The organism is Paenibacillus dendritiformis (genome assembly GCF_015845845.1).
Classification (GTDB): Bacteria; Bacillota; Bacilli; order Paenibacillales; family Paenibacillaceae; genus Paenibacillus_B; species Paenibacillus_B dendritiformis_C.
The window spans coordinates 1-13,325 of record NZ_LDIG01000125.1; the positions used below are offsets into that span (position 1 = coordinate 1).

Consider the following 13,325-nt stretch of genomic DNA (forward strand, 5'->3'; position numbering starts at 1 on the left):
GGGTCTGTCAAGAGTTTTGTGTAAACGCATTGATGATGAAGCCCCCTCGGGGGCGGTTCGCCCCTTAGCTTAAATGTTGTCCGACCCGATCCGGGAAGAAGATGGAGAGCTGGAGGAGGATTTGTCCCCAGTTCTGCACGCGCCCCGTCCATTTGCGAGTCACATCCATCGTCGCCAGGTACAGCATCTTCAGCAACGCCTCGTCCGTCGGGAAGATGCTCTTGCCCTTGGTCACTTTGCGAAGTTGGCGATGGTAGCTCTCGATGATGTTTGTGGTATAAATCAACTTACGGATCTCTGGCGGAAACTTGAAGAAGGTCGCGAGCTCATCCCAATTGTTGCGCCAGGAACGGATAATGAGCGGGTACTTCGTTCCCCAGACTTCTTCAAAGCGATCCAATTCCACAAGAGCGGCTTCTTCCGTGCTCGCCTTGTAGATCGGCTTCAGATCGGCAGTGACCTTCTTTAGGTCCTTGTAGGACACATAGCGCGTTGAATTGCGAATCTGATGAATGATGCATTTCTGAATCTCCGTCTGTGGATAGCATGCGGTGATGGCCTGCGAGAAGCCGGTCAGGTTGTCCACACACGTAATGAGAATGTCCTGTACGCCGCGATTCTTCAACTCATTCAGCACGCTCAGCCAGAACTTTGCAGATTCATTCTCGCCGATCCAGATGCCCAGAACATCCTTGTTGCCATCCAAATCGATGCCGATGACCATGTAAGCCGCCTTATTGACGATGGCGCCATCTTGCTTCACTTTAAAGTGAATGGCGTCCAAAAATACAACGGCATACACGCTTTGCAGCGGCCGGTTTTGCCATTCTTTGACCAGGGGCATGATCTTGTTGGTGACATTGGAGATAAGCGTAGGGGACACCTCAATGCCGTATAGCTGCTGGAGATGATCCTGAATCTCCCGTGTGCTTACGCCCTTGGCATAGAGCGCAATGATCTGATCCTCAATGCCGGTCACGTTCGACTGATACTTTTTCACCACCAGTGGCTCGAACTCACCTTGCCGGTCGCGGGGCACCGAAATCTCTTGCTCCCCATACTCACTGGTGATCTTCTTGCGGCTCTTGCCATTGCGTGAATTGGAGGTGGTCTTCTCCGCTTTCTCATGCTTCTCATAGCCCAGATGCGTGTCCATCTCGGCCTCCAGCATTTCCTGAATCGTCTCGGCGAACAGATCCTTCAAGGCGTTTTGCGCATCTTTCGCGGTCATGAGCTTGTTCTCTTTAATAAACGCTCGTAGTTGCTCTTTCGTCCATAGTCCCATGTGTTCTCCCAACCTTTCTATTAGTTCCATTTTAATAGGTTTTGGAGTTTACACAAACTATTTTACAGACTCGCCAAGAGCGTTTGAATGTGGAAGTACGACGTCGTGAGCGTGTGATTCGTATCTTTCCAAACCGCGATTCTGCATATCGATTGTCCCGTCCCCTTAGAAGCGGATGGTTCCCACCAGAACCACCAGAACTGCTCTTCATTACATTAAGCTTACTCTGCAACCCTTGCAGGCTTTCCTTCAATTCCTTACTCATGTTCTTGAATAGATCGGATGCTTCATTCCCCATATGCGATGCACCCGCAAATTGGTATCTGGGCGGGGGATTCAAGGTATTTCTAAGCTTCTCCAGTTGCTCTCTTGCATTGCTGCCAAGGTGGCTCAGATCTTTCTTTAACGCTTCCCCGAGCTCCTTTGCGAGACTGGACAGCCCTTTTTGTTCGTTTTGTACATAGATGCGGGCTAACGTGTTGCCGTTTTGACTCAGTTCACCCATGTAGTTGGGAAATGTCGACTACACTATCCGAGATCCATCGCGTCGTATTGCCAATTTGCGTCTTGATCAGTCCGCCTGCCGTCTTGAGCACCTTTGGATCAAGGAGTCCTGCGGTTCCAAAGCTTATCACCGCATCCAACAACGTCGTTTTCCAACTTAGTTCTTCCCCGTCCATCGCTTGTCTCATGAGGCTTTCGGCGGCACCGACCATTCCTTGAAACGTCATACGGCCGCCCATAGAAGCCCAGATCCCGCCATAGGGACCAAATATGGCGCCGGATACGGCTCCTATCGTCGTATCTCGAAACGCATCCCACATATAAGCCGAAGTATCGCTGACTTCCCCTCGACGGATGTCCGAGATCGCTTTTCCCGCTACGGCTGCGGTCCCGGATATGGCCGCCGTCGAAGCAACGGCTGCGATCAAAAAAACCCGTTCGTATTGGTTAAGTGAACGTCGGTGGCCGAATATGGCGACACTGACCGCTCCGAGCACGTCCCTTCACCGCATTTTCCAAAAAGGTGAGTGCGCTGCTCTTTTCGCCCCACGCGAGGTCCGGTGCGGCGGTCCCTACTATGCCTGCCGTCGCGCCGATGGCCGCTCCTACCAGTGCTGCTCCGACGACCGCTCCCGTACCGAAGGCGGCAACTGCCAACGGCCACCGCTACAAGAGCTCCTGCAAGTAGCTTGCCCCAGCTGAATTTCTTCTTAGCTGACGCCGCTTCGGCGTCAACTGCGATATGTCTTCCTCCGCATTCAGCCAAAGCCTTTGTTATAAAAACAGGTCAATTATGGTGCTTTCTGACCATAATCGACCTGTTCGATGTAACGCGATTCCGTTATTAGGTTATAAAAATCAGGCATTGATGTCCGTTACAACGATTCACCGCCAGAACGGTTAATCTGGGTAACTAGTCATTTCTCACTATGGACATCATACCTATATAAAAATGTCTGAAATTGAGTGCCCTGCAGCTAAAGCTAACATTTTTAAACTCTCTATTTCCTGAACCGGTACTACAATTAACACATATGAATCGCTATCAATATCTACGTATGCCAAGGATATTGAGTGTGCCTTTAATCTTTGCGAAACCTCATGTAAAAATTCTGCAGTCGACAATTCATCATAATTTCCTTCGTCAGCCCATTGCCATTCGAGTAGAGAAAACGATTTTTTTTCAAGCAAGACATCAATTATCTCGCAAATTCTATAATTAGATTCCTTCCAATCAACTTCAAATGCAAACCCATTTTCGATTAATTCGTCCACTAATGCTATCCAAGGCAGTTCCTCTGTTAATTCATCTATATTTCTTTCATCAAGTCGATTTCTATTTTCATGAAAATACTTACTTGGGTTATCCACGGCCAACCTTACATTCTGAAGAATTTCGTTAGAACCTAATGATAGCCTCTTGCTGAGATTTAAAAGAGCTATGGTATTCATTTTTTCACCCTTCTAATCTACAAAATCAACGTTAGTGTAAGATATATCATGTTTTTGCAATAAAATTTTTGGTGATATAGCGTCATCAATATTAACTTCAATACCATTGCGAATAGCCAATTTAGCTAAACCAAGTACCGGAATAGCTAATAATTCCTGAGGCGTATCACCGTAATCATCTTTCAATTTTTTATGGCATTCTATCATGTACTTTAACCCTTCATTTACTTGATTATTATCATTTTCTATTATGCCATTTAACACTTGCTGGTAACCATTGTACAACTTCATACTTTTCTGGCCTTCTAGTTTCTTTAATACTTGCACATACTCTTTCGCTTTCTGCCTGTCACCTAGAAGTATATATTTTACAGCATATCCAACAGACTTGTGTAATTCATGGTCTTCCTCTTCTTCTTCGGTTCTTCCGCCAAACAATTCCGCTAAAGAAACAATCAATTTTTCATGGTCACTAATTAATGCCATTAGTAATCTCGTGTATTTATCAGTAGTTATATAATCACTAGATATACCGTTTTGTTTTTCATCATACTTTTTATAAAGTACTTCTTGCATTTTTCCTGCCAAGAAAAAATTTTGTTTAGATTTTATAGCGTCTCCATTCAAAACTATTTCACCAATAGCTATATCCTGAAATCCATCAGCAAGTAGCTCATAGTAATATCCTACATTTTTAGGTAAACCGTTTTCTCTGTATCTCTGTATACGATCGTTGGTGTCTTCTATTGTTTCATTAAAAATCTCGGGAAAATACTGAAGATATCTACTGTTCGCCATGTTATTCCTCCAATTTCGATGAAATAATCGCGATTCAATAACGTACAAAAATTATCACAATTTTTTAAGCTTACATACTGATTCGGCAGAATTTTAGTTTTACGGATAATTTCCTAGCCTTCCCCATTTATTCATCCCATTTGAATTGACTCTATTCAGAGTTTTTGTAATACTATTACCATCCTCAATAAACCTTTGTACGATTTTTGCGGCTTTCCTAACCTCTGGATCAGGAGATTTAAGCATTTTCTTTAAATTTCCTTCTATCCATTTGTTACTCATTTGTTTGCCCATCAATGTTCTTCCAAGTCTTGCTTTACCAAACTTTGATTCATTGATTATTATATCAGTAATTTTTCCGTCTTTTGAATACTTAATATACAATCCATCAAAGCCGTTATTACTTCCTACCTTTGACGGAAGTTTTTTACGTCCTGTTCTTTGCATCACCAGGTCTGCGAAATCCTCACCAACTTGGCCTTTTTCCGCATTGGTTTTAGCTTGTTTGGCCCTATCTTTTAGTTCTTTGTATGGTTTATTTTTTAACGGTTTACCCGTCCGCCCAGAACCCGGAGGCTTCCCGCCAGAACCACCAGAACCGCCCGAACTGCTCCTCATTACATTATCAAGCTTACTCTTCAACCCTTCCAGGCTTTCCTTCAATCCATTACCTGCGTTCCCATGCGGTATACCCGCAAATTGGGTACTTGGTGGAAAACTCAAGCTATTTCTAAGCTTCTCCAGTTGCTCTCTTGCATTGCTGCCAAGGTGACTCAGATCTTTCTTTAACGCTTCCCCGAGCTCCTTTGCGATACCGGCCAGCCCTTTTTGTTCGATTTCTACATACATCCGGGCTAACGAGTGGCCGTTCTCGCTAAGGCCATCCATATATTTGCTGAATCTTCGGGAAATGTCGCCTACACTATCCGAGATCCATCGCGTCGTATTGCCGACTTGCGTCTTGATCAGTCCGCCTGCCGTCTTGAGCACCTTTGGATCAAGGAGTCCTGCGGTTCCAAAGCTTATCGCCGCATCCAACAACGTCGTTTTCCAGCTTAGTTCTTCCCCGTCCATCGCTTGTCTCATGATGCTTTCTGCGGCGCCGACCATTCCTTGAAACGTCATTCGGCCACCGATGGAAGCCCAGATCCCCCCAAATGGACCAAAGATTGCACCGGATACGGCTCCTATCGTCGTATCTCGAAACGCATCCCACATATAGGCCGTAACGTCGCTGACTTCCCCACGACGGATGTCCGAGATCGCTTTTCCGGCTACGGCTGCCGTACCGGATATGGCCGCCGTCGAAGCAACGGCTGCGATAACGACAGCACCGGCTCCCAACGTAGCCGCCGTGGCTACGGCGGCAACCGTGACCACCGCCACCACCGCTAATCCGGCCAACACATTGCCCCACAGCTTGCCCCAATCGAACTTCGGCGCTTCGCCCTCCTGCGGCTCATCCTCAAACGGCGCATACTCGGTCCGATCTCGCCCCAGCACCTCGACATGCTCCCCGAGCAGGTGGTACTCGTTCTCGATCGAGAAGCCGCTCAGTGCGGTGAGCTTCTTGACGAGCACCTGACTTTGTGCATGGATACGAATCCGCTTCGGGGTAAACAGCGAGATATCGTCTTTCGCATTCAGCAGCAGCTTCCGATGGCTTGTCATCGTGACGCCCGTCGCATCGTCAAAGCTGAGTTGAAGCGGTTCCTTACTGCCGCTAACGACGTTGATCGCGGTCGGGGACAGCTCCAGCTCGCTGCCGTGCTCCGTGCCGAAGTAGCGAATATTCGGGTCCCCCGTCTTGGCGCAGCTATCCCCGTTCTTGCGCACGCACCCGGTCACCACCGCGCCGCTTCCCGTGGCGTCGGGCAAGTATAAGGTCGCATGCGTCCCCACCTTCGGCATGCAGTACATGGCGTTGCCCGTGGGCGGAGCGAAAGGAAACCAATACGCCGCGGACGCGGCTTGTTCCTTGTCGATGTCCAGACGAAGCTGAACCTGTTCGCCCTGGACGGCCAACACTTCGCCTTCCAGCGACAGACCGGTCAGCCTCGGGTTCAACAGCCGCTCTTGACGAATCCCCTCCCGCCGAGACAACCGATAGGTATAAACGAATTGTCCCCGGTCCATCCGGGCCGACACCTCGCTGACCACAAGCCGCTTGTTGCGGAACATCACCTCGTCGCCGATTGCGTAACGCGCCCCGCTGTCGATCTCGCAATCGTAGAAATCCGCCGGATGCAGACCGGCTTCGTAGCCGCCCGCCCGTTGAAACGCCGCCAGGTCCCGGCGGGCGATATACGGGAGATCGCCGGGCAACTCGTAGCTCCTTCCCTCCGGCATGCCGAAAGTAAACCTTGGTCTCGCTTCTAATATATCACACACGAGAACGGCATGAACATGGCTGGCGAGCCGTCTCAACAGTTCCCAGTCCGTCTCGTCGTATTGGAAGATCGGGTCCCCGATGCTCGTCTTTTCGCCTGCATAATAGATGACATCGTAGCCGGGATACGTCTGAATGATATCTTCCACGAGCTGGGCATAGGTCATCCCCGCATCCTGGAAGGAACGGCGCTTGCGCTTCAAGTCCATCAAATGGCTGCCTGACGTCCCCTCTACTTGGATCGCATAGACACCGTTCGTATGGGTGATGCGAACATCGGTGACCGAACCTTTAAAAATCGCGGTCTCGCTTTGCCCATTTTTTTCGTACAATTGAATTTCGTCGTGCTCCGCAGCGTTCAAGACCGCTTTCACATGGTCGGTGTCCTCGACATAGCCCCGGACGACAAGCCGTCCGTGCTCGTTCGGCTTCCATGCAAGCCGTACATCCTCGATTCGTTGCAGCCGATACGGCGATTGAATCCGGATGTGATCGAATCCTTTCATCATCGTCAGCCTCCGCCTGGATTACTCATCGTGCTGCCCGTCGGTCAGGAAATAAATCACGCCGCCCCAGTTGCACACGAGCAAAGAATCGGTCGTCAGCGCCGGCTGACCTTCCACCTTCGTATTCTCCTTCGTGTAGACCCATGTCTCCAAAAATTCGGGCAGACATGGCTTACCCGCGATCGTTTCTCCGTTCTCCGCAATAAAATACACGGTTTCACCGCTTGGATTACGTTCTCCCTGACAGGCTCCAAAATGCGGGATATTCTCATGCGGCTTGCAATCCGTTTCATTCATCATCGGCTTGCCGTTTACGAACGACCCATGGCTCCTAGGCAGATTGATCCGCCGCGGGTTGCTGCCGCAGATGCATTGCATGCGCGCCCCTCTGACTATATACCTCGGCGGAGTCCCGGCCCCTTCCGGCGTCGTCATCTCCATACTCAATATGAATCCCCCCTGTCTATTGCTTCTGCCTGCTTGCATCATTTCGCACACCGATGGAATAGGACAGGCACTCATCTCCCACCCTCTGCGTGCTTCTGTCTTGTGCTCGGTTTTTCGGCCATCCGCTGCCCCGTCTTATTCCACAATCGCTTTCTCCAGCCACACGCCTGTGAAATTCCGGCGCAATATGCTCTCCGCCACGTCAAGACGAACCGCTACAAGGGGTGAATCGCTCTCCTGGACGCGGACGATCTTTTTGCCCTTTAGCTTCTCTTCCGCTAACACCGGCTTTTTGACGAAGCGCCTGTCGGGAGACCACTCGCTGCTCGGACTGAGTACCATGTCCTCCGGGAAGATTGGAAGGAAATAGCGTTTCTGCCGCTGCCCTTTCAGGTCGAGCAGCGGCGTAAATATAAACCACGCCTCCGGCTCATATATCGCAAGGAGACGTTTCAGATCCTCGGACACGAGATAAAGCTGCCGCTCCATCACATCGAGGAACTCGCTCTCCGGCCCCGCCGTCACGTAGAATACAATCGGGTCCGGAATCTTATGCGCGCTCCGCCATCGGATGTCTCTGCGATCGATTTTGCTTCGCACCTGCTCCAGCACCGGCACGTCCGTATGACGATCATCTTGCTTCAACCAGAAATAGTCCATGTTACTGTACCGCCCCATCGTTAGTTGCTTCTACATCTCTCATCGTCCCCGCCGGATGTTTCATACAGCAGCTCACATTGATCCTTGTATTCACCAATGAACAATTGCAGGTTCACAGACTTGTCCATCCGGCGATAAGCTTCACTTTCGATGAGCGACGGGATGAAGCCTCGCAGCCATTCCACCGTCAACAGGTGGTACTTGTAGGCTTCGATCAGCTTGATCTTCTCGATATCCATCCGGGTGATCTTTCTCGCATACGCTTTTCGCTTCTCCTCCAACTCCCCCATCCGGCGGAACAGCGGGGCGAAAATAAAATCAGCAGACCAGGAAGATGCGCATTCCTCCAAATCGAGAAACCAATTATCGTCGTAGGCGTCGATCCGATAATGAGCCGTGTTCGCCATGATGCTTGTCCGCAAAAAGGAGATATACACGTAACGAATGCTCCCCTTGCGCCCCTCTGCCTGCAGCTTGGCGGCTTGCTTGCATACCGCTTCGAAGGCCGCCAAAAAACGGCGTTCGATCTGCTCCTTCTCCTGCCGGTATCGTTCGTCGATCTCCGGGAGATCGAACTGCCAACGGTCGAACACATGCTGCTCCAGCAAGTCTTGCAGCGCCTCCTCTTTGCTCATCACCCGAATCATTCGATATTGACCTTCCCGCCGCTTAACGTAACGTGATCGGCAATGTTCAGATTGGCGTCCGCCTGCTTCAAGTCGATCCCGGCTTCGCCCTGCAGCAAGATGCGCGCTCCTCCGGTAATTTCGATGTCATCCTCGGCGGACAGCACGATTTTTTTGTCACTGTTAATCTCAATGCCGCCGTCATCCGTCAGGCGCATCAGCAGATTGCCGTTGCCGATAATTTCAATCGCCCCCGGTTGGAATACGACTTGCTTGCCGTATTTGGTACTGATGCTTTTGACCGACGGATCGCTGCGCTTCACCGGGTCAGAGGAGGCCAAGTCGACCGAGCTTGCGGCAAATGCGTTAGGCTCCCGCTCATCGGGAAAATAGAGCCGAACCTCGTCACCGACTTCCGGCATGCAATACCAGCCGCTTCCGTCCGGCGAAGAATAGACGGTCGAGTACGGAAACCACATGGCCCCGGCATCATGTCCGCTGTCGATATGCAGGCTTACCTTCACTTGGTCCTTGGACACGTCCAGCACCTTGCCGAACAGCGAAGCCCCTGACAAGGCATGGGCATAGGTGGTGAGGCAGCTTACGCCTTCCTTTTCCCGCAGTTCGTAATGGCTGACCAGAATGCCGCCTTCGAGGTTCGTCTCCGCTCGCGCCACATAAAGCGTCCGCTGCCGAAACGCGACAGGGAAGCCGAGCTCAATCAGCTTGTGGCTTGTCACTTCATAGATACCGCTCGCGCCGTCCGCTCCCGGCAGGCCGTTAGCGGCATGTTGCTTGGTGTCCTTCAAATTTTTGCGAATCGTATAATTGTATTCGTCCAGCTTGAGCGGCTCGCCTACATCGGGAAGCCCGACATAGTAGTGCGGCCCCTTATGCGCGCCTATCGGCGTGAGCGGAGCGTGAACATGGGAAGCGAGCCGCTTGGCGAACTGCCAGTCGGTCTCCTGGTACTGCACGATCAACTGTCCGATGCTTCTGCCCCCGGAAGCCTCATCGACGACATCGCCGTTCGGATACGCCTTGGTCAGTTGCGCGAACAGATCGCGGTAAGCCACACCGGCGTTTTGATAAGAACGGTTCTTTTTCCGAAGATCCATCAAGATGGTGGCGCTGGTGGCCTCGATCGTTAACGTGCGCACGTTGCGGTTCGCCTGCACGGCCATTGTCGTAACGACGCCTTGAAACAAGACGATTTGTCGTTCGCCATCTTGTACGTACACTTCCAACTGCGTGTGATCGTCAGCCTCGTCGACGTATTGATCGAGCCTCTCTTCCGGTACAATTCCGCTTACCGACAACTTGACATGCTCGTTCAATTGCTTGATCAGCGTCAAGTCGAGCAGCCGTTCAAATTGGTAAGGGGCAACGACAACGTTCGCACTTGTATACACCGTCTGCTTCTGGCTCATTCTTGCTCCTCTCCCTCATCCAACGGCAACACATGTACCGTGCGCATGACTTGGAACGCGATGTCCCTCCACTGGTCATAATCTGCATAGCGGCAGCTAAAGGTCCCCATCCCGGTTTTGCCGTGAAAGACGAAGAAAAAGAAAAGCTGATACATAAAGCCGTCTAACGCGGAGCTCTTGAACTCGAAATACCCGACCTTATTGCCGTTCGCTTCTTCCACACCATCGGAAAAGAACAGATGGGCCGGGTTCGTCCGCCGGATTCCGGCTTTCATGCCGCTCGTTAATTCCTCAACCCATTCCTCCTCCAGATCGTGGTCAATCCGGTTTAAGGTGAACGCGATACTGCCGGTCTCGTCGGATTTCACGATCGGCGGACGCGCTTCATACGGGTATTTCACTTTCCGTACGTGCTCCGGCATGTCCGTAAAATCCTGCGGGATATACATCGTCAGCTTGCCGTCGAAGAACGGTTGCTCCTCGAACGTGTAGTAGCGCTTTCCCACCCTTACCGGTCCCGTGCGGATATCGTGCGGCTCCTTCGCTTTCTCTGCTTCGTTCAGCAGCGCCTGAATTTTTTCATCCATAAATTCCATATATCCCGTTTTTTGTCTACATCATAAAAAAATGACCAATAAGCGTCAATGAGTCTTCCACACAGGTATATCGCACCGAAATATAGGTATTTGATAGCAAAATATGTCGAATGATAACCATATGTTCCCACATGATATTGCGAGAACCTTATTTCGGCCGCCTCGATGTAACGGTTTTCCATTTCAGATGCTCTTGCTCTTCTGGACATAAAAATACCCATTAGATAGTCATATCTAAAGGGTAAAAATGGTGCACCTTTTATAAGCGGTTCATCTAATTACTCTCAATAATTTGCTTCATCATAAAGTTTGATTAGACTGAACCTGATTTTTTCCAACGCCCTCATCTATCATTATTTTGAAACCACGTGTCAAAATCATCTTCGTCGCCCTCATGCTTACGCATTCCTCCGGAAGAAGCGGATTGATCGCTACGGTTGCAATACCCTGCATGAACGGATGAATTCATATGCAAAATCCACCCTAATGTAAACAGGATAACGGCAAACAGCAAATATTGTGCACAGTTTGTCATGAAGAAGTTTACAATTTCATATCTGTTTTCGCTGCCCACCAACTGGCCCATGGCTATCATCTCGGAAATGTAACCATAACTGCGGGACGCCGACCAGGCCGTATAGAGCGTGAGCAACCCGGCGAGAGCATACAGAACGATACTCAAAATGGGAATCTTCTTTTTTCTCATGTTTTTCTTCTCATTTCGCTAGATTTTTGTAAAAGTGCTTACTGCGTTTCTTCAACTAAAAACAGTCTTCAAGAATCTCATAGGCACATGCCTTCTTATCCTTTTCAGGGCTCTTGCTAATGTTCATCGACAGCACAATATTTTGAACCGCCGTAGCGTTGGTAAGCAGGTTATACGCCTGAAAGATAACGCCGATGCTCTTAGCCCTGTACTCGTCGCGGTCCATTTTTTTCAGATCGTCGCCCCGATAATAAATCTCACCCTCCTGGCAAGTGTCAAGACCTGCCATCAGCGACAGCAGCGTGGACTTGCCGGAACCCGACTTGCCAATAATCGTATACACCTTTCCTGGCTCAAATGCGGTGCTTACCTCTTTCAGAACGTGTTTTTTGGCGCCCTCATATTTGTAGGAGACGTTCTTTAATGTCAATACACTCATATTTATCACTTAATTCCTTTCCATCAGAATTTTGATCGGTTCGTATTTCGTAATGCGACGGATAGAAATGAGACTGGCTGCAGATACAAGCAGCAGCGTGATTCCTATAATTTGAAGAGCCGATTCCATATTTAAGGAAAGATCGATGCTGCTGAGCGGCTCCACGTCTGCACTTGGAAAGGAACTCTGCGAACCCATCATCATCATCATGCCCCCGCTTGGCAGTTGATTGGCTGCCTCTTCTGCCAATTCAATCTGGTTAGCAAGCAAGGCATTGGTGACAGGCTGCGCCGACAAACTGCCTACGCCAAGTCCGACCGCCAGACATACACAGGTGATGATCATGATTTCAGACCATAATCCAAAAGCGACCTTCCTTTTTTTTCATCCCCATCGCCCGCAGGACGCCGATTTCATATTTGCGCTCGCGGATAGACATCGAGGACAGAAGTGCGATAATGATGCCCCCGAGAATTAACACGACCGCCATGAACGTCACAGCAATGCCTCTCAGTCCTTCGACGGGACCGATAATTTTATTATAGGAAGCCTCATCCGTAGTTACGTTAAAGGTCTTTTCCAACCCTTTATCATATACTTCCTCAGCGAACGCATCCAACATGTCGGGTTCTTTCAAATAATAGGTCGCATCAACCTTGATGCCTGACATATCGGGCTGGATTGCCTGCACGACCGTATCATAGCTCGTAAGTATCTCGTTGCGACGGTTAGTGAAAGCATTTTTCATGGAGCCTTCCGCGTATTCATCCGTCGCGTCATTGTTTATTGCATACTAAAAATGCCTAGAATTGCAGCGTAAAAATGCTCAAGTTGAATGCAAAAAAGGCACTTGTCAGCCCCTTAAATTCCTCCTATCGTTAGGTTTGCGAGAACTTTGACGAAGGAGATGGGAAGGATGCTGAAAATGCCTCAACAACACTATATCAGATTTTTACGCGAAGCAGAAGGGTGCTCGATCCGTGACATCGCCAGACAGATGGGCATTCACTGGAGAACCGCGAAGAAGTACGCAGATCAATCCAACTGGAACGAATCGATTGGTAAAAGAAAGAGTAAAAGCCCAGTTATGGGGCCGTATATGGAGATCGTGGACACATGGCTGGAGGAAGATCGCCTGCTTCCCCGGAAACAGCGGCATACCGGGATACGGATCTACCAGCGGCTGAGAGATGAACACCAGTTTACAGGCGGACAACGAACCGTTTTGGCCTATGTCCGGAAGCGAAAAAACGAAATGGAGCTCGAACGCGCTAAAACCTACGAGCGGTTGGAGCATCCACCGGGAGAAGCACAGGTGGATTTTACGACCATGCAGGTCAGTCGAGCGCAGCAGCTACTCACCTACAAGTTGCTGGTGATCTCCTTTCCGTACAGTAATGCTGCATTTGTATACCCGACACCGGCTGAGAATCAGGAATGCTTTTTAGAAGCGATGAAGCAATGTTTCGAGCAGATGGGAGGCGTCC

At 49.8% G+C, this 13,325-nt stretch carries 15 protein-coding genes and 1 pseudogene; 2 read left to right on the forward strand and 14 right to left on the reverse strand.

The features are described from left to right. Positions 1 to 64: 64 nt before the first annotated feature. Positions 65 to 1,285, reverse strand: coding sequence for an IS256 family transposase (locus tag ABD76_RS10885; RefSeq protein WP_197255154.1), 1,221 nt, complete (start codon positions 1,283 to 1,285; stop codon positions 65 to 67). A 77-nt stretch (positions 1,286 to 1,362) separates the two neighbouring features. Between ABD76_RS10885 and ABD76_RS10890 the strand changes: the two are divergent. Next, positions 1,363 to 1,440 (forward strand): annotated as a pseudogene (locus ABD76_RS10890) (transposase); the annotation flags it as partial. A 342-nt stretch (positions 1,441 to 1,782) separates the two neighbouring features. Here the strand turns inward: ABD76_RS10890 and ABD76_RS10895 are convergent. The 13 genes from ABD76_RS10895 to ABD76_RS10955 form a co-directional block, all read right to left on the reverse strand. Next, entirely contained in the window at positions 1,783 to 2,286 is a 504-nt protein-coding gene (locus ABD76_RS10895) for a hypothetical protein (RefSeq protein ID WP_206765608.1), read from the reverse strand. 445 nt (positions 2,287 to 2,731) lie between these two features. After that, positions 2,732 to 3,241, reverse strand: coding sequence for a DUF6630 family protein (locus ABD76_RS10900; protein WP_197256807.1), 510 nt, complete (start codon positions 3,239 to 3,241; stop codon positions 2,732 to 2,734). Positions 3,242 to 3,253: 12 nt separating this feature from the next. Beyond that, a complete protein-coding gene (locus ABD76_RS10905) occupies positions 3,254 to 4,039 on the reverse strand; it encodes an Imm49 family immunity protein (protein ID WP_197256809.1) in 786 nt (261 codons plus the stop codon). Between the two features lie 99 nt (positions 4,040 to 4,138). Further along, positions 4,139 to 6,802 carry a hypothetical protein gene (locus ABD76_RS10910; RefSeq protein WP_197256811.1) on the reverse strand — a complete coding sequence of 888 codons (2,664 nt, stop codon included), beginning with the start codon at positions 6,800 to 6,802 and terminating at the stop codon, positions 4,139 to 4,141. A gap of 153 nt (positions 6,803 to 6,955) precedes the next feature. Then, on the reverse strand, positions 6,956 to 7,375 hold the full coding sequence (locus ABD76_RS10915; protein ID WP_242069515.1) for a DUF4280 domain-containing protein: 420 nt from the start codon (positions 7,373 to 7,375) through the stop codon (positions 6,956 to 6,958). Positions 7,376 to 7,516: 141 nt separating this feature from the next. Continuing rightward, positions 7,517 to 8,041 (reverse strand): hypothetical protein, encoded by a 525-nt coding sequence (locus ABD76_RS10920; protein WP_197256813.1) that lies wholly within the window; start codon positions 8,039 to 8,041, stop codon positions 7,517 to 7,519. Positions 8,042 to 8,061: 20 nt separating this feature from the next. Continuing rightward, positions 8,062 to 8,688, reverse strand: a complete 627-nt coding sequence (locus ABD76_RS10925; RefSeq protein ID WP_197256815.1) for a hypothetical protein — start codon at positions 8,686 to 8,688, stop codon at positions 8,062 to 8,064. Then, positions 8,685 to 10,097, reverse strand: coding sequence for a contractile injection system protein, VgrG/Pvc8 family (locus tag ABD76_RS10930; RefSeq protein ID WP_197256817.1), 1,413 nt, complete (start codon positions 10,095 to 10,097; stop codon positions 8,685 to 8,687). The genes ABD76_RS10925 and ABD76_RS10930 overlap by 4 nt, the downstream gene beginning before the upstream one ends. Beyond that, positions 10,094 to 10,684: a hypothetical protein gene (locus tag ABD76_RS10935; RefSeq protein WP_242069513.1), complete on the reverse strand. Its 591-nt coding sequence runs from the start codon at positions 10,682 to 10,684 to the stop codon at positions 10,094 to 10,096. Before ABD76_RS10935 ends, ABD76_RS10930 begins: the two co-directional genes overlap by 4 nt. A gap of 352 nt (positions 10,685 to 11,036) precedes the next feature. After that, the gene (locus ABD76_RS10940; RefSeq protein ID WP_197256822.1) at positions 11,037 to 11,399 is read right to left on the reverse strand and encodes a hypothetical protein; all 363 of its coding nucleotides are present in this window, start codon (positions 11,397 to 11,399) and stop codon (positions 11,037 to 11,039) included. 55 nt (positions 11,400 to 11,454) lie between these two features. After that, a complete protein-coding gene (locus tag ABD76_RS10945) occupies positions 11,455 to 11,838 on the reverse strand; it encodes an ATP-binding cassette domain-containing protein (protein ID WP_242069514.1) in 384 nt (127 codons plus the stop codon). Positions 11,839 to 11,847: 9 nt separating this feature from the next. After that, positions 11,848 to 12,183 (reverse strand): FtsX-like permease family protein, encoded by a 336-nt coding sequence (locus tag ABD76_RS10950; RefSeq protein ID WP_197256824.1) that lies wholly within the window; start codon positions 12,181 to 12,183, stop codon positions 11,848 to 11,850. Positions 12,184 to 12,187: 4 nt separating this feature from the next. Next, the gene (locus ABD76_RS10955; protein ID WP_197256825.1) at positions 12,188 to 12,586 is read right to left on the reverse strand and encodes an FtsX-like permease family protein; all 399 of its coding nucleotides are present in this window, start codon (positions 12,584 to 12,586) and stop codon (positions 12,188 to 12,190) included. A gap of 168 nt (positions 12,587 to 12,754) precedes the next feature. Here ABD76_RS10955 and ABD76_RS10960 point away from each other — a divergent pair. Continuing rightward, positions 12,755 to 13,325, forward strand: a 571-nt coding sequence (locus ABD76_RS10960) for a transposase (RefSeq protein WP_197256826.1), incomplete at its 3' end; no start/stop codon positions are given.

What these genes read in the sequence shown, in the direction of transcription:
- ABD76_RS10920 (WP_197256813.1), bottom strand. Translation starts at nt 8,041, where the DNA reads ATGGACTATTTCTGGTTGAAGCAAGATGATCGTCATACGGACGTGCCG.
- ABD76_RS10885 (WP_197255154.1), bottom strand. Translation starts at nt 1,285, where the DNA reads ATGGGACTATGGACGAAAGAGCAACTACGAGCGTTTATTAAAGAGAAC.
- ABD76_RS10935 (WP_242069513.1), bottom strand. Translation starts at nt 10,684, where the DNA reads ATGGATGAAAAAATTCAGGCGCTGCTGAACGAAGCAGAGAAAGCGAAG.
- ABD76_RS10945 (WP_242069514.1), bottom strand. Translation starts at nt 11,838, where the DNA reads ATGAGTGTATTGACATTAAAGAACGTCTCCTACAAATATGAGGGCGCC.
- ABD76_RS10950 (WP_197256824.1), bottom strand. Translation starts at nt 12,183, where the DNA reads ATGATCATCACCTGTGTATGTCTGGCGGTCGGACTTGGCGTAGGCAGT.
- ABD76_RS10930 (WP_197256817.1), bottom strand. Translation starts at nt 10,097, where the DNA reads ATGAGCCAGAAGCAGACGGTGTATACAAGTGCGAACGTTGTCGTTGCC.
- ABD76_RS10915 (WP_242069515.1), bottom strand. Translation starts at nt 7,375, where the DNA reads ATGGAGATGACGACGCCGGAAGGGGCCGGGACTCCGCCGAGGTATATA.
- ABD76_RS10940 (WP_197256822.1), bottom strand. Translation starts at nt 11,399, where the DNA reads ATGAGAAAAAAGAAGATTCCCATTTTGAGTATCGTTCTGTATGCTCTC.
- ABD76_RS10925 (WP_197256815.1), bottom strand. Translation starts at nt 8,688, where the DNA reads ATGATTCGGGTGATGAGCAAAGAGGAGGCGCTGCAAGACTTGCTGGAG.
- ABD76_RS10955 (WP_197256825.1), bottom strand. Translation starts at nt 12,586, where the DNA reads ATGAAAAATGCTTTCACTAACCGTCGCAACGAGATACTTACGAGCTAT.
- ABD76_RS10905 (WP_197256809.1), bottom strand. Translation starts at nt 4,039, where the DNA reads ATGGCGAACAGTAGATATCTTCAGTATTTTCCCGAGATTTTTAATGAA.
- ABD76_RS10900 (WP_197256807.1), bottom strand. Translation starts at nt 3,241, where the DNA reads ATGAATACCATAGCTCTTTTAAATCTCAGCAAGAGGCTATCATTAGGT.